Raw genomic sequence first — 16,572 nt, 5'->3', positions numbered from 1 at the left:
CAATCCTTAAACCGTCTTCATCAGTAAACTAATAGATTCGGCTTGAGTGCCCACAATAATTTGCATGTTTTTTTCACCTACATGCACAATACCGAGTGAGCCAAGCGCCTTAATTTTCTTATCGTTAACCAGATCTTTATCTTTAACCGAAAGACGTAATCGAGTGATGCAAGCATTGATTTCTGTCAGGTTATCTTTCCCGCCTAAAGCTGCAACGTAAGAGTGTGCTAGTTCTAGCTCTGATGACGGTAATGGCGCTGAATTATACTCTTGGGCTTCTTCATCTTCGTCTTCACGACCGACTGTTTTTAGGTTGAACTTAAGAATTACCCATCGGAACGTAACAAAATAAATAACAGCAAAACATAACCCAAGTGGTATTAGCATGTACCACTGTGTCGCTAATGGGTTGTGTGACTGTAGAACTAAATCGATAAATCCTGCTGAAAAGCCGAAGCCTGAAATCCACCCCATTGACGATGCAATGTACATTGAGATTCCCATGAAAACAGAGTGCAATATATACAGAGCAGGCGCAGCAAACATAAATGCAAATTCCATCGGCTCACTTACGCCAGTGAAAAACGAAGCGAAAGCAGCCGCAACCATTAACGATGCAACTCTTGCCTTATTTTGTTTCTTTGCCGTCACGTACATTGCCAAACCAGCTGCAGGTAAGCCAAACATCAACACAGGGAAGAAGCCCGCCATATAACGTCCTGTCACACCAATTTCAGCTCGACCTTCCGCAATAGATTGTGCTCCACCCAGAAAGTTAGGCATGTCATTAATTCCAGCTACGTCATACCAAAATACTGGGTTGATTGCATGGTGTAACCCCGTTGGGATCAACAAGCGGTTAAAGAAGCCAAATAAACCAGAACCAATCGCACCTTGGTTATACATCCACGTGCCAAAATTGGTCATGCCTGTAAATAGACCACTCCAGATCTGCATGAAAAGACCGGCAATAGCGATACCTGCGACCGCCGCCAAAATTGGTACCAGACGCTTACCATTAAAAAATGACAGAGCTTTAGGCAATTGTGTTTCTGAATAGCGGTTATAAAGAACCGAAGCGATAATACCAACAACAATGGCAACAAACTGGTTATCAGCTTTATCAAATGCCGCAGGAACATCGCTAATATCAATCCCCTGAATTATCGCAATCGAAGCTGGGTCTAAAAGAACCATAACCACAAGCCAACAAACTAAACCAGACAGTGCCGCCGAGCCATCACGATCTTTTGACATACCAAATGCAATACCTACCGCAAACAGAAGAGGTATATTCTTCAATATTGCCCCGCCAGCTTTAATTAGTAGCGCAGCAAAAGCGTTATCATGACCCCACCCATTAGGATCTACCCAATAGCCGACACCCATCAAAATGGCAGCCGCGGGCAAACAGGCAATAGGTATCATTAAGGCCTGGCCGACCTTCTGTAGATACCCAAACACATTAATACTCTTCATGGTTTTTCCTTGCTAATTCGTTAAAAGTGATGAGTTGTATATCATTTTCATTCAACCATTCGGCTAAGTTCTTGGAGGTGAGAACTTGTAGCTCAAGCTCACGTTGAGCGGTATAAGATGACACTGAATCAAGTTCAGAATCGTAATAGGCTGGATGAGCCATTATCTCTACGCAGCCATTAGGGTTTTGTTCTAATAGCTCCAAGACTGTTTGTTTAAACCCATTTTCATTCGCGCGGCCCGCATAAAACTTGCTGCTAAATTGGTCCGTCGTAATGACGTTCAGGTCATCGATTTTTTCGTCGTAATAATCAGGGCGTCTAGATGGAAGACCTAGCTCATTTACAAAACGAATAAACCCTTGTCGTATATTGGGTAAGAACGCCGAAAAGTGGTGCGAGTCGACATGACAAATATCAACCCCTTTACTGGCCGCTAACTTGTATTGGTTCATCGCTTCCAAATAAACTTGCTGCGGTGATATCGACATACTGTTATCCGTGAGATCAGCACGGCTTAAAAACTGGCCATTGTTATCAACGAGATCAGGAATATCTGCAGGGTTTGAAGCCGGCTTCCCTGAGGTTAAATTCACATGTAAGCCAATATTAGTTAATCCGTACGTTTTTATTAGATCAATCGCATCATCTGTACCTAACTGGTTCACCATCAGCGTTGTCGTGGTGACTAGTCCACTTTTCATTGCCTCAACAATGGCTGCATTTGTACCCTTGGTTAGGCCAAAATCATCTGCATTGATAATTAACTTCACTAAGAATCCCCCTTCAAAATCTCGATATCTTTGCGCTTAAACTCTGGAAGTAAGTCGAGGTTTTGTAGCAGGGTACCTTTCAGGGCTATTTCAAGCTTCTCACCCGTACCAACAAGAGGGTTCATGACAAGAGCACGCAATGCAGTTTTCACATCTCCATCCATTGCAGCCTTAATGGTCAGACGTTCAAAAGTCTTCATCGTTTGAATTAATCGAAGAGTATCTTCAGGGAACGCCTCTACGCTTAGAGGGTGAGCACCAGAAGATTTGATCATTGCACTGACTTCCACTGCACAATCATCAGGTAACCCTTGAATTGCGCCTTTGTTCAGCGTATTGACATGCATGATTTCACCCGTATCGTTGTAAATCGCATTCATCATCCGGCAAGCTGATTCTGAATAATATTGACCGCCACGAAGCTCTAACTCTTTTGGCTTAACAGCCAGATCAGGGTCTCGATAAACTTCAAACAGTTTGGCTTCAATCTCTTTTACAACATCCGCTCGATTTACGTTCTCGCCTTCTGTCGAGTCTGGCTTTGCCAATACATCTTCACTTGCGTAGAAGTATCGAAGGTAAGAACAAGGCAGCATTCCCATATCTTTGATTAAAGCACTCGACCACTCGAACGGAGCAATATTTTTCGGACGCATTTTATCGTTACCGGCCAGAACCTCATCGATAATGAACTGCATCTTATTTTGGTTTTTGTGGAGGATTTTTCTCGCCCATACAAGGTGGTTTAACCCTGCAATTTGAATAAAGAAGTCTTGAGGCTCAGCATTTAACAGCTCCATTGCGCCCCGCTCCATATTCACAGGAACGTTACAAAGCCCAATGGTTTTCGTTGAACTGTTTTGAAGAATCGCTTCTGTCACCATGCCTGAAGGATTCGTGAAGTTGAGTAGCCATGCATCAGGACAAAGCTCTTCCATTTCATAAGCAATCTCTAGTGCAATAGGAATAGTTCGGCAAGCATTAGCCAAGCCAACAATACCGTTTGTCTCTTGAGCTATCATTCCATACTTAGCAGCAATACCTTCATCTCGGATGCGACTCTCTAAACAACCAGCTCGGAATTGAGAGCAGACAAAATCAGCGCCTTCCAATGCAGAAGCTCTATCTTCAGTAAGAATGATGTTCATTTCACTACCGGCTTTCTCTGCCATGCGCTTTGTGAGTTCAAAAATTATTTCGGCCTTCCAGCGACTTTCCTCAATATCGACCAGCCATAGCTCTCTAATTGGTAGTGAGTCAGAGCGACGTAATAGCCCTTCAATCAATTCAGGGGTATAGCTAGACCCTGCACCAATAACGACAACTTTTAATGATTTTCTCATGCTGTATTCCTCTGTGCTGTGTACCTGAAATTTTCTTATGCATTAGAATTACAGGGGGTAACTTGGTTTACAAATCGTGATTGTTGATATACTCATAAATATAAGTAATCCATATTGGCAATTATCTATGATTAGAACACCAGTCAACCACAGCAATGTTTATCTATTTTTGAGCGTAGCCAGAACACTTAGCTTTACGAAAACAGGAAGACTATTTGGAATAACCCAAGCCGCTGTCAGCCATCGGATAAAGAGTCTCGAAGAAGAAGTGGGGTGTACTCTGTTTGTGAGAAAACCTAGGAACATAGCCCTAACCCCAGAAGGAAATCAGCTTTTCAAGTCAGTGTCTCAGTCATTTGAATTAGTAGATAATGTGATCGACGACCTAAAAAACCCTAACCCAGCGGGCACGATACGTATTGGCACCTCGCCATCTTTTGCCTCTCAAGTTCTTATACCCAGTTTGCCTAAGTTTATAGAGAAACACCCTGCCCTTGATGTACAGATCATTACCTCTAGCGAGTCGCAGAGGTTTGATGATGAAACAATGGACTTGGCCATCGTATACAGTGAAAATGTTGAGGGGCTTTATTGTGAGGAAATTGTTCGCGAAAGCATTTTGCCTATTTGTAGTCGTGAGTATGCGAAAAAGCACAATCTCAACAATGAACATCCCTCTTTAACGGGGCTGACGTTAATCAGGAATGTTAACTCGTCGAACTGGGTGCAATGGCTGGCCAAAGAAGAACGTGAACTAGACAATCATCGAAGCTTTATCGTTGATGATTTCCATTCTACAACATCAGCTGCAATAAATGGTTTAGGTATTGCGATGGGACGTTGGATACTGGTTAAAGATTTATTGAAGTCAGGCGATCTTATTTCACCATTTAATGCAGCTCTAACAGATAAGCATTACTGGTTAGTTACCGTGAACGGCATGGAACACAGACCTAAATACCGCTTGTTCTCCAAATGGATACAAGATGAAATTTTTGGGTCCAAATAATTTGGACTTTCCATACTTGTAGTTATTTACTATTTCTTAATCTAAGAAAGTCGCTAGCAAGGTTTTGTCCAATAATGAGCTTCAACGGCCTAGTAATGATTGTGATCACCAAGGGATTCTGTCGTATCTTAACTACCAAGCGACTTTGTCATTACATTAACTATCGAGCCGATCGATAGGTACTTTCTGATCAAACTTTATTATCTTCCTACAGCTATGTGCCTATTGCTCATGTTTGGTTACAAACTTAATTCGATCCTTACTTAAGCTTTATAGATAATGAATTTTCTGTCATTACTACGTTGTCGATGAATGTTCTCAGTCGCTCTAATACACCCACTTTTTTTGCTTGCGCTGCTTTGGATCTATTTCTGTATCCAATTTGCAGGCACGATGAACTGGCAGGCGTTAAGTGACGTGGGTGTTTATGGCTTAGTAAGTACCGCAATTCTCTTTCCTGCCTTTCTCGGTGATTGGGAGCAGTTTAAAAGTGCCAGCATCATCGTTTCAATCGCAACAGGCATTGGTCTTATCGGTAAATTCCTTATTGACGCCAAACGCCCTGATTTAAGTGGCAATGACAGCTTCCCTTCAAACCACACCGCTAATGCTTTCGCAGCTTCCACCGCTCTCATGATGTGGCATGGTTGGTTGATTGGATTGCTCTCTTACGGCCTTGCATCATTAGTTGGCTTAGGCCGAGTTAAAGCTTTCAAGCACCATTGGAGAGATGTTATTACCGGCCTTGCTGTGGGTTTAATTGCCGCTATGGTTGCGTTAAAACTGTTTTTGCCTGAAAGCTAAGCATCTCAATTACGTTTATTTGCATTCTATCGACTGTATCTCTGCATACCCAGATCATGATGCTCAATACTGGGGCTTTTTTGGCTAATAATATCGGCAAGCAACTGTCCAGAACCACACGCCATTGTCCAACCTAATGTGCCGTGACCGGTATTGGTGAACAAGTTTTTAATCGGTGTTTCACCTATAATTGGAGTGCCATCTGGCGTCATTGGTCGTAAGCCCGTCCAGTATTCAGCCTGTTCAAAATCGCCTACATCAGGAAATAGTTCATTCACAACACGATTAATCGTAGCCGTTCTTCTTTCTGGAATCGAAAGATCAAAATCTGTTAGCTCAGCAGTTCCTGCGATTCTTAGGCGATCTTCAAACCGAGTAACCGCGACCTTATACGTTTCGTCCATCACTGTAGAAAGTGGCGCATTTTCAATGCATTTTATAGGCAACGTTAATGAGTACCCCTTCACAGGGTAAGTTGGTAATTTAATACCCAGCGGTGCAAGTAACTTAGCAGAATAACTTCCGCAAGCGACGACATAATGGTCGGCACGTAATGACCCAATACTAGTCTCAACCGACTCTATTGAACCATTTTTTGCGGTTAAAGAATGAATATCGGTATTGAAATGAAAATCTACGCCAGATTGTTTAGCAAGCTCAGTGAGCTGTTGGCAAAACAAAAAGCAGTCGCCCGTTTCGTCATTGGGTAAATGCAGCCCACCAACCACTTTATCTTGCACACGCTTAAGTGCCGGTTCTTTCTCAACGCACCCTTCTGTATCAAGCAATGAAAACTCAGTGTTACTCTGCTGTAGCAGCGCCATGTCTTTTTCTATCGCAATAAGCTGTTTAGGATTTCTAAACACTTGCAGCGTTCCTAATTGGCGGCCTTGGTATTCAATTCCTGTTTTCGCTCTTAGCTCAGTTAAGCAAGATTGGCTATGGTTCGCCAAACGAAGCATTCTTGATTTGTTGGTACTGTAGTGAGATGAACGACAATTACTGAGCATTTTACTTGCCCAAGATAGCATTGAAGGTGACAGGCTCGGTTTAACCTTCAATGGAGCATGCTCTTGCATCAACCATTGCATCGCTTTCAAAGGAATCCCCGGGGCTGCCCAAGGAGATGAGTACCCGTAAGAAATTTGCCCCGCATTAGCAAAACTCGTTTCTTTCCCGCACTCTGATTGTCTATCAACGACCGTCACGTCATGCCCCTGAAGAGAGAGATACCACGCACTTGTTAGCCCAATCACACCTCCACCCAATACGATCACTTTCATTGCTTTTTCCTATTTGTTAGCTGAGCCTAGTTTGTTTGATTTACAAAGCAGCAACAATCGATAAGAATTAATAACAGTGTATAGAAAATCTAAAGACAGTTAATGAAACATCTAAAAAGTAATATGGCTTCAGCGCTGATGACATTTGTTGACGTTGGCAAGCTCGGTAGTTTAACCAGTGCAGCACGAGCCAAGTGTTTAACGACGGGCGCCATCAGTCAGCAACTCCTTCAACTCGAAAATAATATAGGTGTGCAATTAGTTGTTCGACATTCACGCGGTGTGACCTTAACCGAGGCAGGGCAGCTTCTTCATCGAGTTGCTTCTTCAAGCTTCCAAGATATTGATACTGCTTTAGCGAACTTACAAATTCACACAACCAATACCTCTGAAATACGCTTAAAACTTACCCCTTCTTTCGCTTTCAAGTGGTTAGTACCTAGATTGGAGGGTTTTCATCGTCTGTTCCCCGACATTCAGGTTCAGATCTATGCAGAAGGTGCTTTAGTTGATCATACTTCTCATGACTTTGACCTAGCCATTGATTATGGTCCAATCCCCTACCGCGACCCTCAAGCTGAATTATTAATGGAAGAGGAACTGATTCCGGTGATGAGCCCAGATTATTTGGACTCGCATTCTTGGTTAAAAGGAAAAGAAGGACAACTTAATGATTGGGCTAAAGTGACCTTACTGCATGATGCTCAGCCTTGGTCTGGTGCGACACGCCATCATGAATGGCGCTACTGGGCAAAAGCGAACAACATCAATCTGCTATCTGATAAAGGGCATTTCTTTAATCGAACCGACATGGCAATGTCTGCTGCTGAAGCGGGGGTGGGCATCGCACTCGCTCGACGAGCATTAATTCAAAATGAGCTATCAAGTGGCCGATTAATTGCTCCATTTACACCTATTCATGCCAAGGCAGGTTACTTTCTTCACTCTCATAATGACTCCCCTGCGGGGCAGTCTTTTAAAAAGTGGCTACGGTCTTTCACGACACAATCGAACGGAGTCGTTTAAGTTCCTGAATGAATTATTTGACCGTGACATATCAACCATAAAAAGCGCCCGATGACGTGCATCGGGCGTTTTTCAAATATCATCTTCTACTCTTTAGAGTTAGCTTAATAAGCACTCTTTAACGGACGAATTCTATTAATATTGATTCGATGTTTTTTCTTAAGTTGTACATGACACAACTCTAAGATCAAACCGAACATCATAGCAAAGTAGATATAGCCTTTATTGACATGAATGGCGAAACCCTCTGCCATTAACAAGCCACCAAGTAAAACTAAAAACAATAGAGCCAAGGTCTTAAATCCTGGAAACTTAGTCACCAAATAATTGATCTTTTCGGCGGTCAAAACCATTACGATAGCTGATGACACTATTGCTGCCACCATAATTGGAATATCGTTAGTTAATCCAACAGCAGTGATCACTGAGTCCATGGAAAAGACAGCATCTACAGCTACAATCTGTAATAGCACTATCGCAAGACCTGTTCTTACATGCGTCGAATGACCTATTTCCGTATGCTTTAACCAACCCCACAGCTCTTTCAAGCTTTTCCCTAACAGAAAGGAACCACCTAGTATCATAATGAGATCTCGGCCTGTAAAGGCTACACCTGCAAAGCTAAGCAGCGGCTGAGTCAGGGACATTACCCAAGAAATCGAAAATACTAATGCAATCCGAGCAACTACCGCCAAGCCAATACCCAAATTTCGAGCTAACTTACGTTGGTGTTGTGGTAGACGTTCACAAAGAATTGAAATAAATACGACATTATCTACGCCAAGTATTACTTCAAGCGCGAACAACGTTGCAAATATTGCCCAGGTTTCAGGTAGTAGGAATAGTTCTAACATAAAGATGCCTCCATAAGGTGGAAGCGGGGTGAAGTGTTCAGTCGACTAAAAGGGTCGTCCATTAATTTGTTTTAACCTCTATAACTTAAGAAGCTGCAGTAAATCACTAAAAATTTGCTTCGACAATAGTTACTTTGTCAGCGAAATGTCATGCACCATTAGTGCTCAAATGATTTACCCTGTTCTCTTTTTGAACATACTTATAGCCGTAGCCACCTACAAGGTTTATCCAATAGATTATTTATATAGAGCACGAAGGGTTTGATAACAAAATAATTTTAAATTAATTGAAAACAGAGAGTTTTCAACATTACACCTAAAAATTAAGCTTCGAATGTAATCTGATATAGAGAGACATAAAAAACCGAAGGCTGGATTTCAACCTTCGGCTTCTTATCTACTTACGCTGATCACCTTTCAATTCACAGTGTAAATCGTTTTAATTTCAAGTCGATACGATCACTTTAGTTTATAGAAAACCGTTGCAAGTGGCGGTATACGTAGAGAAAGAGATTGCGGTAATCCTTGGCTCTCTACAGACTGTGTTGCCGCAGTTTGATACACGTGATAATCGCTGCCATTGTAGTGCGTGTTGTCTGTGTTAAGCAGTAACTCGTACTCACCTTCGATAGGAACACCTAGTGTAAACTCATCTTGTGGTACTGGTGTAAAGTTACTGATCACCAAGACACGTTCACCACTATCACTGATACGTTCATGAGCAAGAACACTCACATCGGATGCATCTTGCAGACGCCATTCAAAACCACGAGGGTCACTGTCTAATTCGTGCATCGCGGTTTCATTACGGTACAGATGGTTCAAATCACGCGTGAGGTTTTGTACGCCTTTATGACGTTCAAATTCAAGTAAGAACCACTGCAATTGATCATCGTGATTCCACTCAGCAGTTTGGCCAATTTCAGCGCCCATAAAGTTAAGTTTCTTACCCGGTTGACCATACATGTAACCCATGTAAGCACGAAGATTCGCGGTTTTTTGCCACTCATCTCCTGGCATTTTGTCGTGGATAGAACCTTTACCATAAACCACTTCATCATGAGACAGTGATAACACATAGTTCTCAGTATGTGCGTATATCAATGGGAACGTGATGGTGTCGTGATGGTATTGACGGTGAACTGGGTCTTCTTGAATGTACGCAAGACTGTCATGCATCCAACCCATATTCCATTTAAAACCAAAGCCTAAGCCGCCCATAAAGGTCGGTGCAGATACACCCGGGAATGCCGTTGATTCTTCAGCAATCGTCATGGCGTTCGGGAAGTGTTTATAAACCTCTTCGTTCATCCATTTGAGTGTCGCAATGGCGTCGTAGTTCTCATTACCACCATCGACATTCGGAACCCATTGATCATGGCTGCGAGAGTAGTCGAGATAGAGCATTGAAGCGACTGCATCAACACGGATACCATCAATATGGAACTGTTCAAACCAATACAGCGCGTTAGACACTAGGAATCGACGTACATGCTCACGACCTAAATCGTAGATGTATGAACTCCAATCTTGGTGCCAACCACGACGTGGGTCAGGATCATGAAACAGTGGCGTACCATCAAAGTTGGCTAAGCCATGGTCATCTGACGGGAAATGCGCAGGAACCCAATCCAATACAACACCTAAACCAGCTTGGTGACACTGATCGACGAAATATTTGAAATCATCAGGGCTGCCAAAACGGCTAGTTGGTGCAAACAGGCCAATTGGCTGATAACCCCAAGATCCATAGAATGGATGCTCGGATACTGGCATTAGCTCTACGTGCGTGTAACCCAAGTCAACAAGGTATGGGATGAGCTGAGCAGCTAACTCGCGGTAATTTAAGAATTCACCATCTTCATCACGCTTCCACGACCCAGCATGAAGCTCATAAAATGAAAGCGCATCACGACGTTTTTCGGTGACAGGTCGACCCTGCCATTGGCTGTCTTTCCACTCATAACGGTCATGGTTATAAGTAACTGAAGAGAATGATGGGTGCTGTTCGCTATAAAAGCCCCATGGATCAGCCTTATGAGGTAAGCCTTCCCCATTTGGACCTTTCATCTCGAACTTATATTGAGCGCCTTCTTCTAATTCAGGGATAAAAATGCCCCAAATTCCGTAATCTAATCGCTGCATTGGATGACGGCGGCCATCCCACGAGTTGAAGTTACCCACTAAGCTACACGCTGATGCATGTGGTGCGTACACTAAGAAACGTGTGCCTGAAATAGATTTTCCATCACGCTCTAAAGTAACAAACTGCGCACCCATCTGGTGATACATCTCTTTTGGGTTATGCAGTTCATCGTAACCAGCGTACAGCGTGTGATATTGATAAGGATCGTCGATAAGCTGTTCAGTACCAGCCCAATTGACCGCGAGTTTATAGTGAGTAAAACGAAGATCGCGTGACTGTTTTAATACAAAACCTGAAGAGTCTTCACGCTCTAACTCGATTCGCTCTTCGCCTTCAATCACTAGTTCTACGCTATCTGCATCTGGTATCCATACACGCAGTGCGCCTTGCTCTGCTGACAAATACGGCCCAATAAATGAAAATGGGTCGGCAAATGTAGCATGCGAAAGTTGGGTGTATGCTTGCGTAATTTTATTAAGCCCTGTTTGTTTCAACTTAAGTTCTCCTAACCTAACTTTCGATAATTATTTTTCTATAGCCTGTTTTTTTAACTTACAGTTTATTAACAAAAAACCCGCTATACAGCAGGCTTTTTATTAGCAATCTAGTTTACCGAACTCCGGTCTATTTTAGAGTGACCAAGTTTATACTTTTATATGCCACTGGTATTAACAGTGGCAATATATGTTCGATTATTACTATTTTTCCGCTTTTGAACGTACTTCGGTTAAACGTTTGGTGATGCGATTGACGCTTTCTTTGGCAAAGATCTCATCCATGTTCATCGATAGCTTACGACGCCAGTTAGGATATTCATTAACTGTACCCGGAATGTTAACGGGTTGATCCATTTCTAGCCAATCTTCCAACTGAACACTCAATAGCGATGATGAGCCTGCAGCAACGTGTAATTGAAGCGCTTCACTTAAATATGAGTCCATTGGAACTTGAGATGCATCACGGCCAATACCTTCAGGTAGATAACCATGCCACGCAACAGAATCCAGAATGCCTTGTTTACAAATTAAGCGGTCTTGATACAGACCTTCTAGCTGTTCAGTGTCGGGATACAGACCAATTTCATGGCCCATTTTCAAGTCGTCACAGTGCCAGAAACCACGTAACGTTGGCATATCGTGAGTACATAGAGCCGACATTGATTGCTCTGCATAATGCGCCGGAGAGATAAATCCGCCATCGTCTTTTGACGTTTCGAAGAAGAACACTTTATACGAATTAACACCCGCGTCACGCAAAATATCAACAATCTCATCTGGCACAGTACCTAGATCTTCACCAATTACGCTACACTGATGACGATGTGATTCTAGAGCCAGAATTGCTAGCATGTCTTGAACAGGATAATAGATATACGCGCCTTTCGTTGCGTCTTCACCTTTGGGAATCCACCACAAACGCAATAGACCTAAAACATGGTCAATACGTAAAGAGCCGCAATGCTTCATGTTAGCGCGAAGCAGTTTTATGTACGCGTCATACCCTGTCTCTTGTAGTACTTGCGGATTCAGCGGTGGCAAACCCCAGTTTTGACCCAGTGGACCTAATACATCAGGTGGCGCGCCAATACTTGCATCAAGCACTAAACTGCCATTATCTGCCCAAGTTTCAGAGCCAGAATCTGCAACGCCAACAGCAAGATCACGGTACAAGCCTACCGCCATGCCTTTTTCTTCAGCGAGCAATTGAGCTTCATTTATCTGAGTATCCGCTACCCATTGAAGATACATGTAAAGATGAACACTGCCTTGGTTCTCTGTAATGTATTTTTGTACCGAAGCATTTTCAAACTGACGATACTCTTCTGGGAAAACAGGCCAACCCCAGATATCTGAATTTTCGCTATGAAGATCAGCGTGCAATGCATCAAATGCCGCCTGATGCACTAGACTCTCTCCGCCTAATTCCACAAACGAAAGGAATGCTTGTGCACGTTCACTGTTTTTATCTAAATGACGAGACTTAAACTCAGCGTATAACATTGGTAAAACGCTGTTTTTAAGATCGGCAACTTCACTGTAATTAACCCAGTGAGATTCACGTACTTTCTGTAGACGCTGCTGAAATTCAGCACTGCCGACGGTCTGTTGTGCTTTCGCACTTAATGCAAACTCAGGGACTGAGCTCACATCAATGTATAAAATATTTAACCAACGACGAGAAGATGGGCTGTATGGGCTTGCCCCTTCTGGGTTGGCAGGAAATAGCGAGTGAATAGGGTTCAAACCAACGAAGTCACCACCGCGTGATGCGATATCTGCGACGAGTTGTTTCAAGTCACCAAAGTCACCAATACCCCAGTTGTGAGACGTACGTAGGGTATAGAGTTGAACACTTGGCCCCCACATTTTTTTGCCTTCGCTCATCGCTTCTTGCTTGAAGCAAGATTGAGGCGTGACAATCAATGACATTTCATACGGCGATTTGCGACGCTTACGTGTCACGATAAGTTTGTGATAACCCCACTTAAGATCATTAGGTAAGGTAAATACTAAAGGGCCACCCTCTTTACGCTCATCGCGTACAATTTGAGATTGAAGATAGCCTTCAAGTACGTCACCTTGCTCTGTTTCTAAGCGCCAGCTAAATTCACTTTCTCTCGCGCTCACACCTAAGTTAAGTTCTACTTCAACAGGCTCACCATCCCGAAGGACTAAAACAGGCTCTAAGACCTGTTTTTTATGTTTCTTTTCAGCCGATTTTAATAGCGCCGCATCATTGCGCGTATCGTAACCAAGTGAGTTTAATAAGCTTAATAGTGTCTCATCGGCAACTTTTGCTTCTTCACCCCAAGCACTGATGTAACTATCAGCGAGTCGAGCCATTTCGGCGACTTGTTGTAATGCAGTTTGTTTTGTCATCGCTCTCTCCGAAGGTTTACTTATCCCTTCTTTGTGTAGGGTATTTATCTAACCGATACTCGGATTGTTTAAAGTCTAAACCGAGTAAGCCAAGGCCCTAAACTGTATACATAGGAAAACCTTGGCTTAATTTTTTGGAAAATTAACGCTTAACCGTTTCTAGTTTCCAGATGTTATTTACGTAGTCTCTAATGCTTCGGTCAGAACTGAATTTACCGACTAGCGCAGTATTTAGAATCGCTTTTTTCGCCCAACCTGCTTGGTCTCGATACTGTTTATCCATATCTTCATGCGCTTTAACATACGAAGCAAAATCAGCTAGACATAAGTATGGGTCACCGCCGTCAAGTAGGCTGTCATAAGTCACACGAAGCTTACCTGGTTCACCCGGTGTGAATTCATCACTAAGTAATAGGTCTAGTGACGCTTTTAGCAGTGGGTCTGAATTATAGTAATCAAACGGGTTGTAGCCGCGAGCTTTGGTTGCTTCTACTTCATCCACATCTAAACCAAAGATGTAGATATTTTCATCGCCTACTTCTTCACGGATCTCAACGTTTGCACCATCCATCGTACCGATAGTCAATGCACCGTTCAGAGCCATCTTCATATTACCCGTACCTGATGCTTCTTTACCTGCCGTCGAGATTTGCTCAGAAACGTCGGCCGCTGGAATGATAATTTCAGCAAGACTTACACGGTAGTCTGGTAGGAAAACAACTTTAAGCTTGTTACCAATGCGTGGGTCGTTGTTTACTTTCTCAGCAATCTTGTTCAGTGCGTAGATGATCTCTTTCGCTAGGTGGTAACCCGGAGCCGCTTTTGCTGCAAAGAATACAACGCGAGGCGCCATATCAAACTCTGGATCATTTAGTAGACGGTGATACAGAGATAAGATGTGCAGCATGTTTAGGTGCTGACGCTTATACTCGTGCAGACGCTTGATTTGAACGTCGAAGATCGCATTCGTATCAAGCTCAATATCCATGTTCTCAGAAACCCAATCAGCCAAACGCTGTTTGTTCTCTTTCTTCACAGCCATGAACGATTTTTGGAACTTCGCATCGTCGGCAAACTTAGCAACAGCTTCTAGCTTCTCAAGGTGAGCTGGCCAATCAGAACCAATTTTGTCAGTAATCAAAGCAGACAATGCTGGGTTACAGAACTTCAACCAACGACGTGGTGTAACACCATTAGTCACGTTGTGTAGGCGCGTTGGGTACATTTCGTGGAACTCAGGGAAAAGATCACGTTTTACCAAGTCTGAGTGAAGTGCTGCAACCCCATTCACAGCGTAAGATCCGACCACGCTTAGGTTGGCCATGCGAACCATACGGTGGAAACCTTCTTGGATGATAGACAGCTTTTGCTGCTTCTCAACATCACCAGGCCACATCTGACGAACTTCTTGTAAGAACAGGTGGTTGATGTGGTAGATGATTTCCATATGACGAGGAAGTAGACGTTGAATCAAAGACTCACTCCACGTCTCTAGTGCTTCAGGAAGGAGCGTGTGGTTTGTGTATGCAAAGGTTTTAGAGCTGATTGTCCAAGCTTCATTCCAGCTCAAGCCTTTCTCATCGATCAAAATACGCATTAGCTCAGGGATAGCGATAGCTGGGTGCGTATCGTTTAGTTGAACTGTTTCGTATTTTGGTAAAGATGCCAGTGTGTGACCCGCTGCTTCATGGCGACGAAGGATGTCACGAATGGATGCTGCACTGTGGAAGTACTGTTGCATCAGACGCAGTGTCTTACCCTTCTCATGGTTATCATTTGGGTAAAGAACTTTGGTGATGTTACCGGCATCAATGAGTGCGTGTTGCGCTTCAAAATAATCACCATTGTTAAAGCTTGCTAGTGAGAAAGGTGCAATTGCTTGGCACTCCCACAAACGTAGCGGATATACCGTATCACTTTCATAACCAACGATTGGCAGATCCCATGGCATTGCTTTTACAGCCATACCTGGAACCCAACGACGTTTCTCTTTGCCTTGATCTTGGTATGTTTCAACATGACCATAGAAACCAATTTCTTGTGCAAGTTCTGGGCGAGCAACTTCCCATGGGTAGCCTTCTACACCACGCCAAGCATCAGGCGCTTCTTGCTGATGACCTTTCTCAAATGATTGCTTGAACAAACCGTATTCGTAGTGAAGGCCATAGCCTACGGTTGGGTATTCTTGTGCCGCACATGAATCCATGAAACAGGCAGCAAGACGACCCAAACCACCATTACCTAATGATGGGTCACGCTCTTCTTCTAGTAAGTCTGTTAAGTTTTGGCCAAGCTCTTCCATTGCATGAGTGATCTCTTCGTATAGACCCATGCTGATTAAGTTGTTGCCTGTTAGTCGACCAATCAAAAACTCTAGCGATAGGTAGTTAACGCTTTTCGCTGATTTGATTTTCTTATCTTGCTCTGTTTGTAGCAGATCAAGAGTTGTTAATTCTGCAAGCGCTCGCCCCATCGCTAGGTACCAAGCACGGCTGTCTGCATTTTCGATCGTCGTTGCGTACGTTGCTGATAAATGCTTTTTTACGCTTTCTTGAAATGCGATCTTATTAAAATTCTTTTGTTGAGTAGGTTTCATTATAGAAATCTCACTTTATTGGTTTAATCCATCTGAGACATATCGTGCATCCACACGCTATTCAAAACATCCTCCTACTCATGGTGAGACTGAGGAGGAGTAACTAGGGCGTAGAGGGCGTACCTCATACCTATCGGTGATCTAAATCTCACAAATCGATGCTAGCGATAAATCAGTCGTGATTCGCCTCACATCACCCTTGCATTTACCCTACTCTGTATTCATTAAAAAAGTATCTACCCTCTATTGATTGAACACTCAAAATGAGAAACAGATCGCATAGTAATGTCTATTTTTCTGAAAATTTCATAAAAATTAGTACAAGTGAGGACTCAGTGACACGACAAATCCCGCACTAACGTGATGCTCATCACACTTTAA

The 16,572-nt window shown here is 43.1% G+C and carries 11 protein-coding genes; 3 read left to right on the top strand and 8 right to left on the bottom strand.

Annotated features, from left to right (window positions below; translation table 11 throughout):
* Window positions 1-6: 6 nt before the first annotated feature.
* From nagE to L4D20_RS00935, 3 genes are read right to left on the bottom strand one after another with little or no spacing between them, the layout of a single operon-like run.
* The gene (gene nagE / locus L4D20_RS00945) at window positions 7-1,470 is read right to left on the bottom strand and encodes an N-acetylglucosamine-specific PTS transporter subunit IIBC (RefSeq protein WP_428800725.1); all 1,464 of its coding nucleotides are present in this window, start codon (window positions 1,468-1,470) and stop codon (window positions 7-9) included.
* Window positions 1,466-2,251 (bottom strand): carbohydrate deacetylase, encoded by a 786-nt coding sequence (locus tag L4D20_RS00940; protein WP_428799690.1) that lies wholly within the window; start codon window positions 2,249-2,251, stop codon window positions 1,466-1,468. The genes nagE and L4D20_RS00940 overlap by 5 nt, the downstream gene beginning before the upstream one ends.
* The gene (locus tag L4D20_RS00935; protein WP_428799689.1) at window positions 2,251-3,594 is read right to left on the bottom strand and encodes a 6-phospho-beta-glucosidase; all 1,344 of its coding nucleotides are present in this window, start codon (window positions 3,592-3,594) and stop codon (window positions 2,251-2,253) included. The genes L4D20_RS00940 and L4D20_RS00935 overlap by 1 nt, the downstream gene beginning before the upstream one ends.
* Window positions 3,595-3,721: 127 nt before the next feature.
* Here L4D20_RS00935 and L4D20_RS00930 point away from each other — a divergent pair, with 127 nt between their 5' ends.
* Both L4D20_RS00930 and L4D20_RS00925 read left to right on the top strand, forming a co-directional pair.
* Window positions 3,722-4,603: a LysR substrate-binding domain-containing protein gene (locus tag L4D20_RS00930; RefSeq protein WP_428799688.1), complete on the top strand. Its 882-nt coding sequence runs from the start codon at window positions 3,722-3,724 to the stop codon at window positions 4,601-4,603.
* Between the two features lie 312 nt (window positions 4,604-4,915).
* Complete coding sequence (locus L4D20_RS00925; RefSeq protein WP_428799687.1) at window positions 4,916-5,407, top strand: phosphatase PAP2 family protein; 492 nt, start codon at window positions 4,916-4,918, stop codon at window positions 5,405-5,407.
* Window positions 5,408-5,433: 26 nt separating this feature from the next.
* Here the strand turns inward: L4D20_RS00925 and L4D20_RS00920 are convergent, their stop codons facing one another.
* Window positions 5,434-6,690 (bottom strand): D-amino acid dehydrogenase, encoded by a 1,257-nt coding sequence (locus L4D20_RS00920; RefSeq protein WP_428799686.1) that lies wholly within the window; start codon window positions 6,688-6,690, stop codon window positions 5,434-5,436.
* A gap of 102 nt (window positions 6,691-6,792) precedes the next feature.
* Between L4D20_RS00920 and L4D20_RS00915 the strand changes: the two genes are divergently transcribed.
* Entirely contained in the window at window positions 6,793-7,716 is a 924-nt protein-coding gene (locus L4D20_RS00915; protein ID WP_428799685.1) for a LysR substrate-binding domain-containing protein, read from the top strand.
* 104 nt (window positions 7,717-7,820) lie between these two features.
* On the opposite strand, the gene L4D20_RS00910 is transcribed toward L4D20_RS00915, so the two are convergent.
* From L4D20_RS00910 to L4D20_RS00895, 4 genes are all read right to left on the bottom strand, one after another.
* On the bottom strand, window positions 7,821-8,570 hold the full coding sequence (locus L4D20_RS00910; protein ID WP_428799684.1) for a TerC family protein: 750 nt from the start codon (window positions 8,568-8,570) through the stop codon (window positions 7,821-7,823).
* A 459-nt stretch (window positions 8,571-9,029) separates the two neighbouring features.
* A complete protein-coding gene (gene glgB, locus L4D20_RS00905) occupies window positions 9,030-11,210 on the bottom strand; it encodes a 1,4-alpha-glucan branching protein GlgB (protein WP_428799683.1) in 2,181 nt (726 codons plus the stop codon).
* A gap of 204 nt (window positions 11,211-11,414) precedes the next feature.
* Window positions 11,415-13,595, bottom strand: a complete 2,181-nt coding sequence (gene malQ / locus L4D20_RS00900; protein WP_428799682.1) for a 4-alpha-glucanotransferase — start codon at window positions 13,593-13,595, stop codon at window positions 11,415-11,417.
* A 142-nt stretch (window positions 13,596-13,737) separates the two neighbouring features.
* Window positions 13,738-16,191, bottom strand: coding sequence for a glycogen/starch/alpha-glucan phosphorylase (locus L4D20_RS00895; RefSeq protein WP_428799681.1), 2,454 nt, complete (start codon window positions 16,189-16,191; stop codon window positions 13,738-13,740).
* Between the last annotated feature and the right edge of the window lie 381 nt (window positions 16,192-16,572).

Origin of the sequence: Vibrio kyushuensis, from assembly GCF_050337325.1 — a bacterium.
Classification (GTDB): Bacteria; Pseudomonadota; Gammaproteobacteria; order Enterobacterales; family Vibrionaceae; genus Vibrio; species Vibrio kyushuensis.
The sequence above is the reverse complement of the archived record's forward strand: the minus strand, read 5'-3'. Positions and strand labels throughout refer to the sequence as shown.

Bases quoted from the DNA above. Each gene is read 5' to 3' on its own strand.
- L4D20_RS00935 (WP_428799689.1), bottom strand. From the start codon at position 3,594: ATGAGAAAATCATTAAAAGTTGTCGTTATTGGTGCAGGGTCTAGCTAT.
- L4D20_RS00930 (WP_428799688.1), top strand. From the start codon at position 3,722: ATGATTAGAACACCAGTCAACCACAGCAATGTTTATCTATTTTTGAGC.
- L4D20_RS00925 (WP_428799687.1), top strand. From the start codon at position 4,916: ATGTTCTCAGTCGCTCTAATACACCCACTTTTTTTGCTTGCGCTGCTT.
- L4D20_RS00920 (WP_428799686.1), bottom strand. From the start codon at position 6,690: ATGAAAGTGATCGTATTGGGTGGAGGTGTGATTGGGCTAACAAGTGCG.
- L4D20_RS00915 (WP_428799685.1), top strand. From the start codon at position 6,793: ATGAAACATCTAAAAAGTAATATGGCTTCAGCGCTGATGACATTTGTT.
- L4D20_RS00910 (WP_428799684.1), bottom strand. From the start codon at position 8,570: ATGTTAGAACTATTCCTACTACCTGAAACCTGGGCAATATTTGCAACG.
- malQ (WP_428799682.1), bottom strand. From the start codon at position 13,595: ATGACAAAACAAACTGCATTACAACAAGTCGCCGAAATGGCTCGACTC.
- L4D20_RS00895 (WP_428799681.1), bottom strand. From the start codon at position 16,191: ATGAAACCTACTCAACAAAAGAATTTTAATAAGATCGCATTTCAAGAA.